This window comes from Galbibacter mesophilus, from assembly GCF_023721415.1.
In the GTDB taxonomy this organism is placed as follows: domain Bacteria; phylum Bacteroidota; class Bacteroidia; order Flavobacteriales; family Flavobacteriaceae; genus Galbibacter; species Galbibacter mesophilus.
In genome coordinates, this window is record NZ_JAMQVC010000001.1 from 549,554 (window position 1) to 569,773 (window position 20,220).

Below are 20,220 nucleotides of genomic sequence, written 5' to 3' on the forward strand. Positions count from 1 at the left end.
ATTCTTGGGATATTACCAATACTAGTCTAAAATCATATTTTTTGCAGCAAAAAATTGCCTTTTTTCGGGGCTTCCGAAGGTTTTTGCCGCAAATAGTAGATTTGGCCCTTGGACTGTCTAAAAATTTTACTGTAAATAACTTCCTGCTTATAGGGGCTCCGAGAGGTTTTACTGTAAAACCGGGAGCGCGAAGCCACGTAACATCGCTTTAGCGTGTTACCCTCTTGCTTACCCAAAATTTGTCACGATCGTAGCATCCGGACAAAATATTTATTACATCCAACCAAACTTAAGCAGGTTTATTTTGACTTCTTACGTCAATATGGCAATAACCTATAAGATGGCTGGATGCATAAATATTCGATCTAAAGTATTCCTTCATCCGTAAAGCTGAAATACCTTCCGTTAGGGCTTAGAATAATATGGTCAAGTACCTTTACATCGAAGTAACCGGCCGCCTTTACCATTTTTTGGGTCAGTTCCCTATCTGGCGTACTGGCCTCGAGCTTCCCCGATGGATGGTTGTGGCATAGGATGATACCCGTGGACAGGCTTTTCAGCACCACCGCGAAAAGTAACCTTATATCGACCACCGTGCCTGTAATCCCACCCACCGAATGGGTGTAAATGCCCTTTATCCTATTGGAACGGTTCAGCAAAAGCACCTTAAAGGTTTCGTTAAGGGCTATGGTATCCATATCGAAGGATTGGTAAAGGACTTTAGCGGCATTGGAACTGCTCACAACAACGGTTTCCAGACTGGTCAAAAAACTCTCCCTGTAGGAAAGCTGTATCTCGTTAACTTTTATCAACATGGCTATGCTATTTTTATTAAAATTGATTTCCAACACTTAAAGAAATGGGCAGGTTTCACCCCGCCCATACTTCTATTTTCCGTTCCCGCCAAGGAAAAGGATTTCCGAAACGATTACCTCGGTCACATAGCGTTTAACGCCTTCTTTGTCCTCATAGGAACGTGAAGTGAGTTTTCCCTGTACGGCAATCTCCTTGCCCGTAAAAACGTACTCTTCGATAAGGGATGCGATTTTCCCCCATGCCACCAATTGGTGCCAATCGGTATTGGTCTGTTTCTCCCCTTTGGAATCCCTGTAGTTCTCATTGGTCGCCAATGAAATCTTGGCTACCTTTTTTCCGTTTTCCAATACGGTCACCTGGGGCTCCTGCCCTACATGTCCGATAAGCTGTACTTGATTTTTTAATGTTCCCATAATACATTGTTTTTAGTGCCTGCACGCGACAGGCATGGTTACTGAATATCCCTTTTCCATATCGGCAACTGCTTCTAAGAACTTTCATTGAAACGTTTCCAAAACAAAAGCCAACATTTTAAGGGGTGTTTGTTTGCCTTCTTGCGTGCACAGTACCATAAAAGAAGTGGGTTCGGTCAAGGCTTTTGGACGGAAATCGGGAGTGTCTGCAACGTGGTTTTTACCCTAAGGGCTAAAAACCAGGAAGTAGAAGCTCTATTTATGGACAAAACTCCGTACAGCCTTGACGGGTTCCATAAGGGGCCTTTAAGAATCCTTATCGCGGGGGTTTTGGAAGTGAGCGTACGGGAAGTTAAGCGAGCTGTCAAAAGGCCGGCGATCCAGTATTCTTTGGCGCCTGCCTTGGTTTCCGAAGTACCGGGAACCAAATAGGGGCTTCTTTTATTAAGAACCCTTAAAATGTGTTGGGGGACGGACTTCCGTTTTCGGGACTTTGACGCGTAGGCTCCCAAGAAGGGCCTACCAAAAAGTACCATTTTGGAAAATGGAAGATCGGCCGAGGGATGGATTTTTTATTAATTTAAACCGAAACAAATAAAACCTACTAAAAACTGAATTCCAAATAGATAAACCAAGCAAAATAGTATTGCTTATGACAAAGTTTGGGTGCACAATTTCTCTTTTAAGAAGAGGGTTTAGGATTCATTTTTCAATATCCTGTAAGATTCATCCAAAAACTCTCCTTCTTCAAAAGGCAAAAGATGGTTTGCAAGTTCTAGAGTTCGACGGATATCAATACCATGATCTTTAATCCTGGGCGGTGAAAATGTATCCCCCTGTGCCGCTAGGATGCTTACATTGATCAATGCCTCAATGGTAATAAACAAATCGGTATAGCCTTCAAACTCCAAAAAAGAGGGTTTATATTTTCCTTTCCGAATATTGGAAGGTTGTAATGTGTTCAATTTATCATTGGCTAACTCTCGTAATTCCTTGACTTGTTTCTTTTTCACGGTACTCAATTTTTAATTATACAAAACCTTTACTTTTTGCCCTTTCCCTTTTTAATCTTTACCCCGTTTTATTCCTAACCCTTCTTCCCTGTAATAAAGATTAAGATGGTCCATAAGGGATTCCTCCCCTTGCGGCATCAAGCGATTGGCGATACCTAGTAAATGACGGATATAGTATTTTTCATTTCTTTCGGAGATTGTATCCAAACACAGTTCAGGGTCAATGGTTTTCATAGCCAGGTGCACCAGTGCACGGACCGTTAACAATAATTCTGCATGATCTTCTATATAAAAAAGGCTCACTTCATATTTGTCTTTAAAAAAGGAATGTGGCTTTAAAGTGGGGTGATGATCTAAAGCATGACGTTTTAAACTATTTATCAATTTTTCTTCATTTGGGTTCATACCGTTAGGTTTTAGGGTTATCATCATTATTTTTGACTTTTGAGAGCATTTCTAAAATTTCATCGTAGCAAACCATCTCCCTTTTCGGTAACATGGTGAGTATTAACTCCAGAACAATGCAGACAGAAGTATTCCTGTCTTTTGTATTGGCCTCTGTATATTGGCTGAAAAGAGAGGATGTAAAATAGGTACCTTCCCCATCCAGGGTGAATGCACATACTTTTATCAGGGATTCAATTTTCAGCATCAGTTCATAATAATTGCACATGCGGATTTCGGCTTTTTGCAAGGGTTCCCCATCCCAAAACTGATCGGTTTTTTCCAACCTCCCTTTTGTATTTGCTACAAGTTCTTTAAGCTCTTGCAGGGTTTTCAATTGTTTCTTTTTCTTTGTTTTCATAAGGCATAATATATTCTTCGATAATTTCTTCCAAACACTCTACCTCCTCAAATGGCAGCAATTGCAAAATATGCTCCAGGGCAGTTTGGATATTGAAATGGGGCTGACGGATTAACCTTCCATAACTGTTATCGGCATGTTCCAAAGCTATAATGCACACTTTCATAATTCCAGCTATATCATAAAGGACGTCAGCAAGGCCGCCTACTTTAAAATTTGCTTTGTAATAGAATTTTTTGGAACGCGGTTTTATCTCGTATAGTTTTCTTTTTGTAAGGTCCTGTATCTTTTCCCTGATTTCTTGGTAATTTGCCAAACACTCCACAGAGTTTTTACTGTCCGATTCACTTTTTGAATTTTTATTTTCGGAAAATTCATCGCTGCAGGCCTGCATTTTAAGTTTAAACACCGTCCCTACATGGGTATACGCTTCGTTTGCTTTTTCAAGTACCCGTTGTATTTGCCCCTTATTGATGTGATAGTTGTTATGGTATCGGGTGGCTATATACGCTTCGTCCAACAGTTTCAATAGATTCTGTTCCTCTTCTATTTCGCTATCGAAAAGATTTCCCAGTAGAGGCGAAAAAGCTTTTAAATAGTTTTGCAGTTCTTTAATGCTATGGCTTTTGCGTTCCTTGCCCATGATAAACAGGCCTGCGTAGCGGAACCAGAGTTCTATATACTGATGCAGCATAAAAGCCGCTTGGGAAAAATTCTCTTTGTCAATAAAGAAATTAGCTGCTTCCAGAAAAGCGTTTATTTTCTTTCGTTCTCTTTCAAAAACACCCTCAATTCTATTAAAAGTATTCACATCTATAGCTCTATCGATAAGCGGATTTTCAACATTGGGACTTTTATAGATCAAATTTGCAGGGCTACACCCATAAATAAAGAATAGGTTCTCTTTAGCTAATTGTTGCCGTGCATATTCAAAAGGAAATATCCTGTAGAGAAAGTCTGTTTCCTCTTGGAATATTTTAGCAACCATTGAATACAACTCATGGGTCAATGAAGAACAATTACCATTCAATATCACAATTAATAATGGCTTAAAGGAATCATTTTCTTCGCTTCTTGATTTATAGATATATCCGATATCTAATAGAGATGTTAGTCTACCAATAACATGTCGCTCTTGAGTATTTTTTAAATTCTTCATTTTAACTCATCATTAGATTAACTTATTATTTCTATAGAAAATCTAGACAAACCTATTAATAATCTATCAAAAATCAAAATAAAAATATAGAAATTCTAAAGAAATATTAATCTTTAATACATTTATATACTAAAAATCTAAATAAAATGACCCCTTTAGGTATATATCTTATAAAGAAGTCTGTTAATAGAGCTATGGTATCTAAGAGAACAGGAATAAGTCAAGCGAGGCTATCACAACTAAGCTTAAATGAATCGACAAAGCTAAGAGCAGATGAGTTATATTTGATAGCCTTAGCTATTGATGTTGATCCTGGTGATTTATTAAAAGAAGTTTGTAAAGATTTGAAATTGTCAAAAAAGTAATTATCTCAATACGATAGAAAAAATTAAATTACTCAATCTTCATTATTAAATAATGAATCAAATTTATTAATCAATATTGTCAAATGTCCGAAGAACATAAAAAACAACTCGAGCAACAACTCTGGAATATTGCGAACACCCTACGTGGTAAAATGAATGCTGACGAATTTCGGGATTATATATTAGGCTTTATTTTTTATAAGTACTTAGCAGAAAAAATGGAAATATATGCCGATTCAATTTTAAAACCGGACGGCATAACATTTACCGATATTGACGAAAACACGGAGGAAGGTCAAGCTTATATAGAAGCGATTAGAGAAGAAGCCTTAGAAAAATTGGGATACTTCTTAAAACCATCTGAACTGTTCTCTGCAATTGCTAAAAGAGGGAATCATAATGTAGAAGAAGTGCCTTTAAGTAAGGCGGCTGAGCCTACAGAAATCTACAACACTAAGCACAATTTCATATTAGAGGATTTACAGAGAATATTGAACAATGTTCAAAATAGTACCATGGGCACAGAGAGTGAGGAAGATTTTGATAATCTCTTTGAGGATATGGACCTTAACTCTACCAAACTTGGCAAAACTCCAGAGGCTCGCAATGCAATTATTGCCAAAGTATTATCACATCTTGATAAAATAGATTTTGAATTAGAGCAAACTGAATTAGATGTATTGGGTGATGCGTATGAATATCTGATAGGAAAGTTTGCCAGTGGGGCCGGTAAAAAAGCTGGAGAATTCTATACTCCTCAGGAAGTAAGTATGGTATTAGCCAAATTGGTAACGGCAGGCAAGAAGAAACTGAAATCGGTATACGACCCAACATGTGGTAGTGGTTCCTTATTGCTACGTGTAGCAAAGGAAGTAGAAGAGGTTAACAATTTTTATGGACAGGAATTAAACCGTACTACTTACAACTTGGCCCGTATGAATATGATCCTGCATGATGTACATTTTCTTAAGTTTGATATCAAACAAGAAGACACCTTAGAGCATCCACAACATTTAGAACACCGATTTGAAGCTATTGTTGCCAATCCACCGTTTTCTGCCAAATGGAGTGCCAATCAGCTTTTTATGAGTGATGATAGGTTTAGTCAGTATGGTAAATTGGCTCCAAAAAGTAAAGCAGATTTTGCCTTTGTTCAACACATGATCTATCAGCTCGATGAAAATGGAACTATGGCCATCGTTTTACCACATGGTGTGTTATTCCGAGGAAGTGCCGAAGGACACATAAGAGAATATCTGATTAAGGAGAAAAACTATCTGGATGCTGTAATTGGATTACCAGCCAACATTTTTTATGGAACAAGTATTCCTACTTGTATTTTGGTGTTTAAAAAATGTAAAGAACACCCTAACGATATATTATTTATAGATGCCAGCGAACATTACGAAAAAGTAAAAACCCAAAATGTCCTACGTGAAGAAGATATTGATAAAATTATCGCTACTTACACGGAACGTAAAACTGAAGATAAATACAGTTACGTCGCGACACTTGCTGAAATTGAAGAAAATAACTATAACCTTAACATTCCTCGGTATGTAGACACTTTTGAAGAAGAGGAACCTGTTGATATTGATGCAGTAATGGCTGAAATAAAAAGCCTAGAGACCAAACGTGAAGAATTGGATAAAGAGATTGACGGATATTTTGAAGAATTGGGATTATTTTTTAATGCTTAAAATCCTTAATGTTTATAGTTAAGAAATTTATTTCATATAATGACACAAAAAAGTAAAGAAGGTCGTAACGTACCCAATTTGAGATTTCCTGGGTTTGAGGGTGAGTGGAAGAAAAAGCCTCTTGGTAAAATATCTCGGATGAAAGCTGGAAAGTTCGTAAGGGCAAACGATATTATTGAAGAAATTAATGATGGATTGTATCCTTGTTATGGAGGAAATGGATTAAGGGGTTATACTTCTTCATTTACACATTATGGAAAATATAGTTTAATCGGAAGACAAGGAGCTTTATGTGGTAATGTTAATCTTGTAAATGGAAAATTTCAGGCTACAGAACATGCTGTTGTTGTTGACCATAATGAAGAATTTAATACTGATTTTTTATTCTATGTTTTGAATAATTTAAATTTGAATAGGTATGCTACAGGGCAAGCTCAACCAGGTCTATCAGTTTCGAGTATAGAAAGAATAACGTTTTCATTTCCTCTATTACCCGAGCAAATTAAAATCGCTAATTTTCTGTCAGCAATAGACAATCTTATCCAAACCCAAAGCAAAATAATTGAGGATTATAAAACACTCAAAAAAGGCATGATGCAGAAAATCTTTAAACAAGAAATTAGGTTTAAGGATGAGGGAAGAAAGGAATTCCCTAAGTGGAAGGAAATGAAATTAAAGGAAATTTTAAACTATGAACAGCCTACAAAATATTTAGTGTCCAATACCGAATATGATGAAAGTTATAAAATACCTGTTTTAACTGCTGGTAAAACATTTTTATTGGGATATACTAATGAACAAAATGGAATTTTTGAAGATAAATTACCTACAATTATTTTTGATGATTTTACAACTGCTTTCCAATATGTAGATTTTCCATTTAAGGCAAAATCATCTGCAATGAAGATGTTAATTTCTAAAGACAACGAAGTCAATATAAAGTTTATTTTTGAGGCAATGAAAACAATTAAATTTCCTTTAGCAGAGCACAAACGATATTGGATTTCTGAATATCAAAATGAGAAAATACCATACCCTTGTAGAGGAGAACAACAAAAAATAGCAGCAACCATATCTGCTATTGACAAAAAAATAGCTTTAGAAGAAAACTATTTAAGTAAATTAAGTGCTCAAAAAAAATACTTATTGCAGAATCTATTTATATAAATAAATTTTGCAGTAAAAACTTTTTCTGTTGTTGGTACTGCTCTAAAAGTTGTTTTTCTTTTTCCAATTTCGCATCTAGGGACGAAAGAAAATTGGCGATTTTGGTTTGTTCTTCAAATGAAGGGTATGGCAATTCTATTTCGGAGAAATATTTATAACTTATCATTTTACCATCTCTAATTCCTTCAAGCTTTCTATTTAATTCTATGATGTAAGTAGTCGTTTTTAGATAATATTTATAGAACACTCGGTTCATATTTTTTATAGGCCTTAAAATAATATATGCTGGACTACAAATTCCTTTATAGTTTGAGTATTCTATTCCGCCTTGAAACGACCTTAAACTGATGATAAAATCCCCTTTCTGTACAACTTTATAGGACGATATGCTCTTTGCTGTTACACCAATGCTATAGTCAATTAAATCTCTTGGAATAGCTCCTTTGTCTTGTGTTATAGCTAAAATTGGTAAATCTGAGTTGTGCTTTTTGTCTGATATACTTGTAAATAGTAAATTACCATTATTGTATTCCCAATCTCCAAAGTCATTTCCATTTTCATCTTTAAATCTTAATTGTTGAGAAAATAGTTTTTGAGAGAAACCTTTAATTGAAGATTCCAGATGTTGTATTATTTTGCTTTGGGTTTGAATGCGATTATTAAGAAGTCGAAATAATTCTCCTATTTTTTCTCTTTCCTCATGTTCTAAGGGATAACGAATTATTGATGTTGAAATTAAATTCCAATCTGCCCTTGGCATTTTAGATCCACTTGTTATTTCTGTTAATGATAAAAAACGATTTGATTGTATATACGAATATAGATATGAAGGGTTAAAGGTTAAGCTGCTCATAACCCATATTTCGGAAGAACAAACACCATTGAAATCAGAGAGGTAAAACTTTCTTAAATAAGGACGTAATTTTCCAAATAACACATTTCCTGAATGGAATACGTTCTTGATACTTTTTTGATTTTTAGAACTGAATGTTGATAGTAATTCTCCTGTCCCTTGAGATAAACTTTCCAATTCAATACAGGGGTATTCAGACTCATCAATATCAGGATTATATTTATCAGACTTAATGGATATTACTTCTCCAACAGAATTTTTTTCCCAAGCCGTCTCATAACCTTGAAATCTCAAATTGGGTACATTTCCCAATCTTAATCCTTAATGTTATAAAACCTCTTTTATTTTCTTTGGGGGTTTTAAATTTTAAAATTCATATAATGACCAAACAAAAGACCATTTCAGAAATTACATCCTTATGGCAAGCAGACAAAAAGAAGTATGTAAAAAAATCAAGTTTTTCGGCTTATGTATTACTGGTTGAGAACCACATACTTCCTTCTTTTGGCAACCATTATAATGTTAATGATTTAGAAGTACAGATTTTTGTTTTTGAGAAATTAGAGCAAGGTCTTAGCCAGAAAACAATAAAAGATATTTTAATTGTACTAAAGATGATCCTTAAATTCGGAGCTAAGAATAAATGGTTGAAATACAAAGAGTTTGATATTCAATTTCCAACCGTAAGAGAACATCACACAGTTGAAATTTTGAGCCGCACCCATCAAAAAAAAATTATGCAGCACGTTCAACAACATTTCACCTTTCGAAATTTAGGAGTTTATTTATGTTTAAGTACCGGTATGCGTATTGGTGAAGTATGTGCCCTAACCTGGGAAGATGTGGATACAGAAAATGGCATCATTAGCATCAATAAAACCATACAGCGCATTTACACTATTGAATCAGGTATTCGTAAAACAGAATTGATACTGGATACTCCAAAAACCAAAAATTCTATTAGGGAAGTACCTATGAACCGGGATTTATTACGTATGTTAAAACCTATAAAAAAAGTAATGAACCCTAATTTTTTCGTATTGACTAATGAAGTCAAACCAACTGAACCAAGAACATACAGAAGCTATTACAAAAAGTTTATGCAGGAATTAGGAATGCCCGAACTTAAATTTCATGGTCTAAGACATAGCTTCGCTACCAGGTGTATTGAAAGTAAATGCGATTACAAAACCGTGAGTGTTTTATTAGGTCATTCTAACATCAGTACAACATTAAATTTATATGTTCACCCCAACATTGAACAAAAGAAAAAAGCTATTGATCAAATGTTTAGAGGACTGAGTTAAACACCTGACATGCAGTTTCTTATTTCTTGAGCATTGCATGTTTTTTTGTAATACAATGTATTACATTAAAATAATTGTTTTATATTTGCACTAACAGTACACACCACGCTACCCATAAGAACAGCGTCCCAGGGTGTGTCTTTTGCTTTAAAGACCTTTGTAATTTGCTTTATTTTTCTAAATTAGTGGCTTATGTTTAGTAAAAAACCACTTACTATAGATGAGCAAATAAACCAACTTCAAAAAAGAGGGTTGCATATTCCCAATAAATCATTTGCCTCTAAATATTTGTCCAATATCAGTTATTATCGTCTAGGAGAATACTGGTATGTAATGCAAAAGGATAAAGTGACCCATATCTTTAAGCCTAATAGCAGGTTTGAAAATGTAATAGCTCTTTATAACTTCGATGCAGAGCTAAGACTCTTGTTATTTGATATCATAGAGAAGATTGAAATTAGCCTAAGGACAAAATTAATCTATCACTTATCACACGAATTAGATCCATGGTGGTTTCAAAATTTTGATCTATTTGCAGATGGCATGGCTTTGGTTAAAACTTTAGCCAATCTGGAACAAGAACTTTCCAGATCTAAAGATGTTACCATAAAAAATCATTTTAAAAACCATAAGGATGATAAACGGTTTCCTCCAGCTTGGAAGTCATTAGAACAAACTAGCTTTGGGGCTTTATCAAAATTGTATGGCAATCTAAAACCAACGGTAAAGTCAAAAGACATTATTGCTATAGAATTTGGAGCAGTAAACCATACTTATTTACCTAGTTGGCTACAGTCTATTGCACAAATCCGTAACTATTGTGCCCATCATTCCAGATTATGGAACAGAAATCTACCCGGAACAGTAAAACTTTTATCTAATCCGCCAAACCCCTGGATTAAAGAGATTGAAAATGTACCCAAGCAACATGAGTTTATTCATTTGTATGTTCACATGTGTTTAATGAAGTATCTATTAAATACAATACATCCCAGAAACACCTTTACCAATAGACTTAAAGAATTGTTCAAACGATATCCCAATGTAGACCAAAACGCATTGGGAATGAAACCTAATTGGCACCAAGAGCCTTTATGGCAACAATAATACACTATGAGTACACAACCAGAACTAGTTTTAGAAAACCAATTAATAGAGCAGCTTTCAAATATAGGATATACCAAAGTTAACATTCCTGATGAGACAGCTTTATTAACCAATCTGAAGGCACAGTTAGAAAAGCACAACAATATAACCTTTACAGAAAAAGAGTTTGAACGTGTACTCAATATACTAAGCAAAGGTTCGGTTTTTGAAAAAGCCAAAACACTACGGGAAAAACAACATATTGTAAGGGATAATGGGGACAATTTATATTTTGAGTTCTTAAATACCGAGCATTGGTGCCAAAACCAGTATCAGGTTACCCGTCAAGTTACCATCGATGGTTCATACAAAAACCGTTATGACGTAACCTTATTAATAAATGGATTGCCATTGGTCCAAATAGAATTGAAACGCAGAGGTTTAGAAATGAAAGAAGCCTTTAACCAAATAAACCGCTATCAGCGACATTCTTTTGGTGCTAAATCTGCTTTATTTCAATACGTACAGATATTTATAATTAGTAACGGGGTTAATACCAAATACTACGCTAACAATAGGCATCAGTCCTTTAAACAAACTTTCTATTGGACCAATAAAGAAAACAAGCGTTTAACCAATATTCTTAATGGATTTACAAGTGAATTTTTAGAGCCATGTCATATCTCTAAAATGATATGTAAATACATTGTGTTAAATGAAACCCATAAAGTTTTGATGGTGCTTAGACCGTATCAGTTTTATGCAGTTGAAGCATTGATTGATAGAGTAAAAAACTCTACTAAAAACGGCTATATATGGCATACTACAGGTTCTGGTAAAACGCTTACATCTTTTAAAGCAAGTCAAATAATTATGAAAATGCCACAAGTTAAAAAAGTGGTATTTGTTGTAGATAGAAAAGATTTAGATTTCCAAACTACCAAAGAATTTAATAGTTTTTCTAAAGGCAGTATTGATGGTACAGATAACACAAGGGCATTAGTAAAGCAGTTCAGCGATGATACCAGAATAATTGTAACCACCATTCAAAAACTAAATACAGCCATTAGCAGAAAGAGTTACTTGGCAAAAATGGAACAACTTAAAGACGAACGTATTGTTTTTATTTTTGATGAGTGTCACCGTAGTCAATTTGGAGAAACCCATAACCGCATTAAATCGTTTTTTAACAACCATCAAATGTTTGGTTTTACAGGCACGCCAATTTTTGCAGATAATGCCGTTAAAAATGAATTAGGAAAACGCACTACCAAAGAATTGTTTGGCGAATGTTTACACAAATATGTGATTACAGATGCTATAAAGGACGAAAATGTACTAAAGTTTTCTGTAGAGTACGTAGGCAGATATAAGCAAAAAGAATCTGCTACTGAAATAGATATTGAAGTACAGGACATTGACCGCAAGGAGTTGATGGAGTCTCCCAAGCGATTGGAAAAAATTGCTGATTATATCATTGCTAATCATAGTCGAAAAACACATAGTAAAGAATTTACAGCTATGTTTTGCGTAGGGAGTACTGATATGTTAATAGATTATTATGATATATTTCAACGTAAAAAAAACGAAGGTAAACACAACCTAAAAATAGCAACCATATTTAGCTATGTGGCAAATGAAGATGATGCCGATGCAAATGGCTATATTCCGGAAGAAGTGTCTATAGTAGAAGAAGCTGCTGTTCTTTATGGTATGAATGGTCATAAAAGGGATAAGTTGGAGAGTTATATAGGTCATTACAATCAAATGTTTGGTTCTAACTTTTCTACAAGAGATAGTCAATCATTCTACAACTATTATAACGATATCTCCAAAAAAGTAAAGGAACGAGAGATAGATGTATTGTTGGTTGTAAATATGTTTTTAACAGGGTTTGATAGTCCTACTTTGAACACTTTATATGTAGATAAAAATTTAAAGTATCATGGATTAATACAAGCTTATTCACGCACCAATAGAATAATCAACGAACAAAAGTCACAAGGTAATATCGTTGTGTTCCGTAATCTCAAAAAAGCAACAGATGATGCTATAACACTTTTTAGCAATAAGCAAGCCATAGAGGTCATTATAATGCAACCTTACGAAGATTATGTTGAAAAATTTGATCAAGCCTATAGCAAGTTGCTCGGAATAACACCAACGGTTGATAATGTTAATGAATTAGTAAGTGAAGAAGATGAACTCGAGTTCATCAAAGCCTTCAGGGAACTGATGCGGCTAAAAAATACCATAACAACCTTTGCCAATTTTGATTGGGAAGATTTAGCAATGGACGAACAGTTGTTCAATGATTTTAGAAGCAAGTATTTGGACCTCTGGCAAAAAACAAAACATGATACAACGAAAGAAAAGGTGTCTATTCTTGATGATGTAGATTTTGAATTGGAATTGATTCATAGAGACGAAATAAATGTTACCTATATTCTTAAACTATTAGCTTCTTTAAAAGATGCAAAGCAGTCAGAACAGGAAGCTAAGAAAAAAGAAATTGTAGATATACTCTCTGGTGAAGCCAACTTAAGAAGCAAACGAGAATTAATAGAAAAGTTCATTCAAGACAGTTTACCTCTTATAGAAGATTCGGATAACATTCCGCAAGAGTTTGAGAAGTTTTGGACGAAAGAACAAAAAAGAGCATTCGATAAATTTGTAAAAGAAGAAAATCTTTCATCCGATAAAACACAAAAACTTATTGAAGATTATCTATATGCTGAACGTACACCACTACGGGATGAATTATTAGATTTAATTGATGGAGAAAAACCATCGGTATTAAAGCGTAAATCTATTGGTGATAGAATCTTACAAAGAGTAGTCCATTTTGTTGATACCTTTATTAATGGGATGGATACTTAAAAAGCAAACGGCTAATTAAAGAAATTAAACGAATGACCATACCAAAGCACGACGAGATAAGAGTTCCGGCAATGAATCTATTAAAAATAAATGGGACAATGAAATTACGTGATTTTATTGAACCTTTGGCTGAGTATTTCAATCTTTCAGACATTGAAATTAATGAAATGTATCCTTCAGGTAATGGACATGTTTTTTATGATCGGATTTCTTGGGCATTGAGTTACTTAAATATGGCCGGCCTCTTAGACAAACCAAAAAGAGGTATCTATAAAATTAACGAAAAGGGTATTAGCTTACTTGACACTCCTGAAAAAGTGGATAAGTATATTGAGCAGCAATTAGAAAAAAGAGAGCCTGCACGACAAAAGAAAAAAACAACTCAAGAACAATTGGCCCTCGAAGATTCATCTTCAGAGCTTACCCCACAAGAAAAATTATATTCTTCTTTTTCAAACATTAGAAAATCTATTTACACTGAGATATTAAATACCATTTTAACCAAAACCCCAGTCTCATTTGAAAAATTAGTGGTTTTACTACTTCAAAAAATGGGTTATGGTGGAGAAATTGAAAATTCAGGTCTTGTTACTAAAGTATCAAATGACGGAGGCATTGATGGCATCATAAAAGAAGATGTTCTTGGACTTGGTAGAATTCATATCCAAGCTAAGAGATATAGAATAGATAATCCAATTGGGCGGGAAGAAATTCAAAAATTTGTTGGAGCATTAGCAGTAGCACAGTCGAACAAGGGTGTTTTTATCACAACATCCTATTATTCCAAAGGAGCAATTGAATATGCCAATAACTTGAATGGTTCAACAACTTTGGTTTTGATAGACGGAAAACAATTGGCTGAATACATCTATGATTATGGACTTGGAATGCAGGTAGAGCAAACTATAGAAATAAAAAAATTAGATGCTGATTTTTGGGACTCAATGAAGGATGATGAGTAAAATTAAATTCTTGTTTCTCCACACCTTAAAGCTTTTGTCTTGAAAAGATTATTTTTACATCAAATACCTAATAATGTCTGAAACAAACCGAATAGAGTATAAAGAAAAATTGACCAAAGACTTGGATTTGGAAAAAGAAGTGATTGCTTTCCTCAATTATTTGGAAGGTGGGTTAATTTACTTAGGCATTGACAAACATGGGAAAGTACTTGGTATAAATGATGTTGACGGTGATATGCTTAAAATTAAAGACCGTATTAAGAACAATATTTCCCCTTCAGCAATGGGTTTGTTTGATGTGGTGGCTGAAGAACGTGATGGTAAGGAAATTATCAAGATTATTGTTGCTGGCGGCAGTGAGAAGCCTTATTTTAAAAAGAAATATGGGATGACTGAAAAAGGTTGTTTTATCAGGGTTGGTACAGCGGCCGAACCCATGCCACAAGCTATGATTGATAAACTTTTCGCCAGCCGTACCCGTAATTCAATAGGAAAAATAAAATCGCATCGTCAAGACTTGAGTTTTGAGCAGCTACATATCTATTATCAAGAAAATGGCAAGCCTCTTAACAAACAGTTTAAAAAAAATTTAGAGCTTCTTACCGAAGACGGATTTTTAAATTATGCAGCCTACCTTTTGGCAGACGTAAACAACGTATCTATTAAAGTTGCTAAATATAAAGGTCTAGATAGAGTAGACCTTCTTGAAAATAATGAATATGGATATTCTTCGCTCATTAAAGCCACAAAAAGCGTACTGGATAAAATCACTATAGAAAACACAACTTTTGCAACCATTACCTCAAAAGAGCGTATTGAGCGAAAATTATGGAATCCTGTAGCCTTAAGGGAAGCTATATACAATGCAATAGTGCATAATGATTATACACGTGAAGTTCCACCTAAGTTTGAAATATTTGATGACAGGATTGAAATAACGTCTGCAGGTTCCTTACCAGACGGACTTAGTAAAGAAGATTTTTTTGAAGGCGTTTCTATGCCAAGGAATAAGGAGCTAATGCGTATATACAGGGATTTGGATTTAGTAGAGCAACTGGGTTCTGGCGTTCCACGGATTTTAAAGAGCTACGGGAAAGAATGTTTCCGATTTATGGATAACTTTACCAGAATGACTTTTCCGTCTTCTGAACAAGTCACCGAACAAGTCACCGAACAAGTCACCGAACAAGTCACCGAACAAGTCACCGAACAAGTTTCAAAATTAATTTCTGTGATGGATAGTGATGATACTACAACGGCAGAATTAATGGCAAAGTTAGAAATGAGACATCGCCCAACATTTTTATATAATTATTTACAGCCGGCACTTGATACAAAATTAATTGAAATGACAATTCCCGACAAACCAAAAAGCAGTAAACAAAAATACAGGTTAACGGAAAAGGGGAAGCAGATTAAATAAAATGAATCCATAAAATCCCATCCTTTTTGATAGACAAACATTTAAGTCAATAGGATGATTTCGACCGAAAATGCCGGGTATGGCTTTGACAAAATCGAAACCAACTGGGGTCAATACAACAATACAGCACCCGAGTATGATATTAGTTTTGATGGAACGATCTTAAAACTTTATACCCAAAAAGACAAAGCCGAAACTAAAACTTCGGGAAAACTTCGGGGAGACTTCGGAGAAACTTTGGAGAAACTTCAGGAAACACTTAAAAGCGACACCGTTGATAAGGATCTGATATTGAATATTTTAAATTCAGATGCTGAAAAATATATAAATGCATTAACTTCAGATTTTCCAAAAACTTCGGAGAAACTTTTAAAGGGTAGCAGCTTTAACACAGTGATATTATTAATGCTTATGGACGCTGATATCACCATAACAGCAGAAAGAGCAAGTAATATACTTGGGGTCTCTTCAAGAACCATAGAAACGTATATTGCTAAATTAAAAGAATCACAAATAATAGAGCGACAAGGATCTGATAAAGAAGGAACTTGGTGTATTACAAAAGAATAATAATGACCAGAGAATTAAAACTAGAAATAGACGTTTTCTGCAAGACCTTTTACGAATTTAAAAGTATTTTTGAGAAAGTTCACAGAAGCACAAAGTTAAAAAATAGTTAAAATAGTCAATTCGGGCGCACTCCAAAAAACATGGTTTGAAAGCCACATTAAAATTGAACTTTTAAATATACTCGAACTACCACCTCGAGTACAAAAAAACCCTGTAAAACATAGTTTTTACAGGGTTTTTTGATTTTTTGAATATCAACCTAACCATCATCAGATTAGTGACCCTTCAAAAATTTATCCTCCTCCCGCTGCATAAATCTCTCTATAAACTCATTTAAATTGTCTTTTTTAAAACAAGCTTTCGTGATAAACATCAACACTCACATTAATTCATTAATTTTATAACACCCCCAGCCTCATTAAATTATATTCTTTTATTTTAAAATGAAGAGGCTATACTTATTTCTTATTATAAATAGTTGCTGTTTTTCTCTCTTGCTTGCCCAAGACCGATTACTTTCGGTACAGGCGAAAGACTCTATTGGGGAACTGCCGCGCTACAAAGCCAGTCTAGGCGTAAACATGAAGCTTAATGGTTATTTTGATGTATTCGGGGGACTACAAGGCAACGAAACTTTTGCCGTGGGCAACATTAATGTTTTTGGCACCGACGACTCCAAAAGCTTGAACGTAGATTTATACCAAACCCAGATTAAAATGGAAACCTACCTCATCCTTGAAAGCGGAAAACGGGTAGATGCCGTTGTAGAATCCGACTTCTGGGGCGGCGAAGGAAGGGTTCGACTGCGAAGGGCTTTTGTAGAAACAGAGCATTGGCAAATCGGACAAAACTGGAATAACTTTGGGGATGAAGTTTTATGGCCAGACATTATGGAATGGGAAGGTCCGCCCTCGGGAGTTTGGCTGAGAACGCCACATATTAAGTACAAAAACACACTTGCCAACCAGCATTATGTTTACGAAATAAGCCTAGAAGCACCTACCATAGATTACATTCGGGCTAGGGAATACACCGAACTAAAGCCGTACATTGAAGAAGCCAATCAATTTGTTCCCGATTTTACCGCCGCCATGAAATACGATTCGCATTGGGGCCACATTCGCCTTTCTTCTCTACTTAGGTATATTAGGTATTCTTTAAATGATGAAGACGATGGCTTTGTGGGTTACGGCTTTGGTTTTTCAGGAATATATAGGCAATTGGAAAGCAGAAACAATTTTCAGTTTCAGGTTGTGGGCGGGAAAGGGATTACCGCATATATGACCACCATTACTGGGCAAGGCTACGACGGTTATCCCACCGGAAACAATCAATTAAGTGCTACGCCAGCTTTTGGCGGATGGCTGGCATATGAATACTTCTTTCACCCTAAAATACATAGCAATCTGGTTTTTGGATACACCAATTTCTACACCAATGGGATTTCGCGCTACGTACTCATTCCCGACGGAAGCAATGTGGCAGCGAATGAAGAAATATACCTCAACGGAGATGTGTCCCATACGCATTATTACGGCATTATCAATGTTATGTACGACCCATATGAGCGTATGACTGTCGGACTGGAATTGGATTACGGAGTTAAAAGATTGGCTACGGAAGGCTCTGTGGGCAATACATTTATTTCCAATGCTAAAAGCCGTGACGCCATGCGCATCAGTTTTGGTTTTATGTTTTATTTCTAATGAAATTGGCTTTTAAACTTCAATACTCAAAAATGAAAACTGCATTTTAAGTCCATAATATTCCCTTTGGGAAGCCAATAAGAAGTTAATACTTCCGCAGTGTATTTTATCAACGTTCATAAAGTTTTGCAGAGCTCGAAGATGCCTTTGCACGACTTGGAGAAGGCTCTGCAGAACTTACAGATGCCTTTGCAGAACTTACAGATGCCTTTGCATGACTTACAGATGTCTTTGCATGACTTGGAGATGTCATTGCACGACTCGGAGATGTCATTGCACGACTCGGAGATGCCTTTGCATGACTTGGAGATGTCATTGCACGACTTGAAGATGCCTTTGCATGACTTGGAGATACCTTTGCAGAACTTACAGATGCCTTTGCACGACTTGCAGAAGGCTTTGCAGAACTTACAGAAGGCCTTGCATGACTTACAGATGTCTTTGCACGACTTGCAGAAGGCCTTGCACGACTTACAGAAAGCTTTGCAGAACTTGCAGAAGGCCTTGCACGACTTACAGAGGTCATTGCACGCAAACAAAATAGTTTCCATATAGTACCATAAAAAACTACCTTTGTCCAATGATTTTCGATGTAGCAATAGTAGGTGGCGGCGCGGCCGGTTTTTTTGCAGCCATACAAGTGGCACAGCAAAAACCCAATCTTTCCGTAGTAATCCTGGAAAGAGGAAAAGAAGTGCTCACTAAAGTAAAAGTTTCTGGAGGTGGCCGTTGCAATGTCACCCATGCCGAATTTGTACCCAACGAACTTGTAAAAGCTTACCCTAGAGGGCAAAGAGAACTTAAAGGTCCGTTTCATACCTTCTGTAGTGGCGATACCGTTGCTTTTTTTGAAGAACGTGGCGTTCCCCTGAAAATTGAAGAAGACGGTCGCATGTTTCCAGAAACCGACTCCTCTCAAACTATTATAGATTGTTTTACTTCGGAAGTGGATAAACTAGGCATAAAAGTAAACACCAATTGCTCCGTTAAAAGTATACTACCCCCTACGGAAGAAATACAAACTTGGCAGCTGGAAACCTCACAAGGGGAATTGAAAGCCCACAAACTGCTTGTTGCAACAGGAAGCAATCCTAAAATATGGAAGCTATTAGAAACTTTAGGGCATACCATTGTTCCTCCTGTCTCCTCTTTGTTTACTTTTAATATTAAAGACAACCGAATAAATGACCTTATGGGGGTTTCTTCTCCTGCGGAAGTAAAATTGCTTCATCCTAACAAATTACCTATAAAGCTGGAAAACGGACAAAAAGCCAAAGCTTCCGGACCTTTACTGATAACCCATTGGGGAATGAGCGGCCCTGCCATCCTAAAGTTATCCGCTTGGGGAGCACGCGAGCTTTTTCAGTTGAAGTATCATTTTAAAATACAAGTAAACTGGCTTCCTAAATATGCTACGGAAGAAATTTTTACTGAATTGCTGGATGTAAAAAATTCAGAAGCAAAAAAAACGATAACAAATACACGTCCGTTCGACCTTCCAAAACGCCTTTGGTTTAAAATTATTGAAGCAAGTGGCATTCAAGAACAGTCCAATTGGGCGGATATTTCCAAAAAGCAACTTCAAAAACTAGCTACGCAACTTACTGCCGCCATATTTGAAGTTAATGGTAAAAGCACTTTTAAAGAAGAGTTTGTAACTGCTGGTGGTGTCGCCCTAAAGGAAATTAATTTTAAATCTTACGAGAGTAAGCTCTTTAAAAATCTATTTTTCGCAGGGGAAGTTCTTAACATCGATGCAGTTACTGGCGGATTTAATTTTCAAAATGCATGGACCGGGGCATTTATTGCCGCCCAAGCCATTTGCGAAAATTCCTAGTACTTTAATCTTCTAAAGCCCTATGCCTTTGTATCTTTGTTTTGAATGGTAACATATTTCTGTGCTTTACACTGAAATAAACTTGGCACAAAGAAATAGAAGAAGAAACTAAATTTAAAAAACCTTATCTGCTGAATAGTAATCAAAAGCTCCGAGAA

20 protein-coding genes are annotated in these 20,220 nt (G+C 35.7%); 13 read left to right on the forward strand and 7 right to left on the reverse strand.

Annotation, left to right across the window (positions count from 1 at the left end):
- Positions 1–365: 365 nt before the first annotated feature.
- Together NDQ75_RS02415 and NDQ75_RS02420 are read right to left on the reverse strand one after the other, a co-directional pair.
- Entirely contained in the window at positions 366–815 is a 450-nt protein-coding gene (locus tag NDQ75_RS02415; RefSeq protein ID WP_202027784.1) for a JAB domain-containing protein, read from the reverse strand.
- A 72-nt stretch (positions 816–887) separates the two neighbouring features.
- A complete protein-coding gene (locus NDQ75_RS02420) occupies positions 888–1,229 on the reverse strand; it encodes a single-stranded DNA-binding protein (protein ID WP_202027785.1) in 342 nt (113 codons plus the stop codon).
- Between the two features lie 87 nt (positions 1,230–1,316).
- On the opposite strand from NDQ75_RS02420, the gene NDQ75_RS02425 reads away from it, so the two are divergent.
- The gene (locus NDQ75_RS02425) at positions 1,317–1,661 is read left to right on the forward strand and encodes a hypothetical protein (RefSeq protein WP_202027786.1); all 345 of its coding nucleotides are present in this window, start codon (positions 1,317–1,319) and stop codon (positions 1,659–1,661) included.
- A 263-nt stretch (positions 1,662–1,924) separates the two neighbouring features.
- Here NDQ75_RS02425 and NDQ75_RS02430 read toward each other — a convergent pair whose 3' ends face one another.
- From NDQ75_RS02430 to NDQ75_RS02445, 4 genes are read right to left on the reverse strand one after another with little or no spacing between them, the layout of a single operon-like run.
- Positions 1,925–2,242, reverse strand: a complete 318-nt coding sequence (locus NDQ75_RS02430; RefSeq protein WP_202027787.1) for a hypothetical protein — start codon at positions 2,240–2,242, stop codon at positions 1,925–1,927.
- Between the two features lie 51 nt (positions 2,243–2,293).
- Positions 2,294–2,674, reverse strand: a complete 381-nt coding sequence (locus NDQ75_RS02435) for a hypothetical protein (protein WP_202027788.1) — start codon at positions 2,672–2,674, stop codon at positions 2,294–2,296.
- Entirely contained in the window at positions 2,652–3,047 is a 396-nt protein-coding gene (locus NDQ75_RS02440) for a hypothetical protein (protein ID WP_202027789.1), read from the reverse strand. The genes NDQ75_RS02435 and NDQ75_RS02440 overlap by 23 nt, the downstream gene beginning before the upstream one ends.
- On the reverse strand, positions 3,001–4,206 hold the full coding sequence (locus NDQ75_RS02445) for a HEPN domain-containing protein (RefSeq protein ID WP_202027790.1): 1,206 nt from the start codon (positions 4,204–4,206) through the stop codon (positions 3,001–3,003). The genes NDQ75_RS02440 and NDQ75_RS02445 overlap by 47 nt, the downstream gene beginning before the upstream one ends.
- Before the next feature lie 146 nt (positions 4,207–4,352).
- Here NDQ75_RS02445 and NDQ75_RS02450 point away from each other — a divergent pair, with 146 nt between their 5' ends.
- From NDQ75_RS02450 to NDQ75_RS02460, 3 genes are all read left to right on the forward strand, one after another.
- The gene (locus NDQ75_RS02450; RefSeq protein WP_202027791.1) at positions 4,353–4,571 is read left to right on the forward strand and encodes a helix-turn-helix domain-containing protein; all 219 of its coding nucleotides are present in this window, start codon (positions 4,353–4,355) and stop codon (positions 4,569–4,571) included.
- A gap of 83 nt (positions 4,572–4,654) precedes the next feature.
- Entirely contained in the window at positions 4,655–6,271 is a 1,617-nt protein-coding gene (locus tag NDQ75_RS02455) for a type I restriction-modification system subunit M (RefSeq protein ID WP_202027792.1), read from the forward strand.
- Positions 6,272–6,310: 39 nt separating this feature from the next.
- On the forward strand, positions 6,311–7,438 hold the full coding sequence (locus tag NDQ75_RS02460) for a restriction endonuclease subunit S (protein WP_202027793.1): 1,128 nt from the start codon (positions 6,311–6,313) through the stop codon (positions 7,436–7,438).
- Here the strand turns inward: NDQ75_RS02460 and NDQ75_RS02465 are convergent.
- The gene (locus NDQ75_RS02465) at positions 7,431–8,585 is read right to left on the reverse strand and encodes a restriction endonuclease subunit S (protein WP_202027794.1); all 1,155 of its coding nucleotides are present in this window, start codon (positions 8,583–8,585) and stop codon (positions 7,431–7,433) included. The two genes, NDQ75_RS02460 and NDQ75_RS02465, sit on opposite strands and share 8 nt — an antisense overlap.
- An 86-nt stretch (positions 8,586–8,671) precedes the next feature.
- Here NDQ75_RS02465 and NDQ75_RS02470 point away from each other — a divergent pair, with 86 nt between their 5' ends.
- The 9 genes from NDQ75_RS02470 (at position 8,672) to NDQ75_RS02510 (ending at position 20,062) form a co-directional block, all read left to right on the forward strand.
- On the forward strand, positions 8,672–9,598 hold the full coding sequence (locus tag NDQ75_RS02470) for a tyrosine-type recombinase/integrase (protein WP_202027795.1): 927 nt from the start codon (positions 8,672–8,674) through the stop codon (positions 9,596–9,598).
- A gap of 192 nt (positions 9,599–9,790) precedes the next feature.
- The gene (locus NDQ75_RS02475) at positions 9,791–10,705 is read left to right on the forward strand and encodes an Abi family protein (RefSeq protein ID WP_202027796.1); all 915 of its coding nucleotides are present in this window, start codon (positions 9,791–9,793) and stop codon (positions 10,703–10,705) included.
- A gap of 6 nt (positions 10,706–10,711) precedes the next feature.
- Complete coding sequence (locus NDQ75_RS02480; RefSeq protein ID WP_202027797.1) at positions 10,712–13,564, forward strand: type I restriction endonuclease subunit R; 2,853 nt, start codon at positions 10,712–10,714, stop codon at positions 13,562–13,564.
- 71 nt (positions 13,565–13,635) lie between these two features.
- Entirely contained in the window at positions 13,636–14,526 is an 891-nt protein-coding gene (locus NDQ75_RS02485) for a restriction endonuclease (RefSeq protein ID WP_242513647.1), read from the forward strand.
- A 73-nt stretch (positions 14,527–14,599) separates the two neighbouring features.
- A complete protein-coding gene (locus NDQ75_RS02490) occupies positions 14,600–15,949 on the forward strand; it encodes a Fic family protein (RefSeq protein WP_202027799.1) in 1,350 nt (449 codons plus the stop codon).
- A gap of 54 nt (positions 15,950–16,003) precedes the next feature.
- Positions 16,004–16,519, forward strand: a complete 516-nt coding sequence (locus NDQ75_RS02495) for an HTH domain-containing protein (RefSeq protein WP_202027800.1) — start codon at positions 16,004–16,006, stop codon at positions 16,517–16,519.
- A 443-nt stretch (positions 16,520–16,962) separates the two neighbouring features.
- Positions 16,963–18,225 carry a hypothetical protein gene (locus NDQ75_RS02500; protein WP_202027801.1) on the forward strand — a complete coding sequence of 421 codons (1,263 nt, stop codon included), beginning with the start codon at positions 16,963–16,965 and terminating at the stop codon, positions 18,223–18,225.
- Positions 18,226–18,498: 273 nt separating this feature from the next.
- Entirely contained in the window at positions 18,499–18,780 is a 282-nt protein-coding gene (locus tag NDQ75_RS02505; RefSeq protein WP_251762010.1) for a hypothetical protein, read from the forward strand.
- A 25-nt stretch (positions 18,781–18,805) separates the two neighbouring features.
- Entirely contained in the window at positions 18,806–20,062 is a 1,257-nt protein-coding gene (locus NDQ75_RS02510) for a BaiN/RdsA family NAD(P)/FAD-dependent oxidoreductase (RefSeq protein ID WP_202027803.1), read from the forward strand.
- The last annotated feature ends 158 nt before the right edge of the window (positions 20,063–20,220 follow it).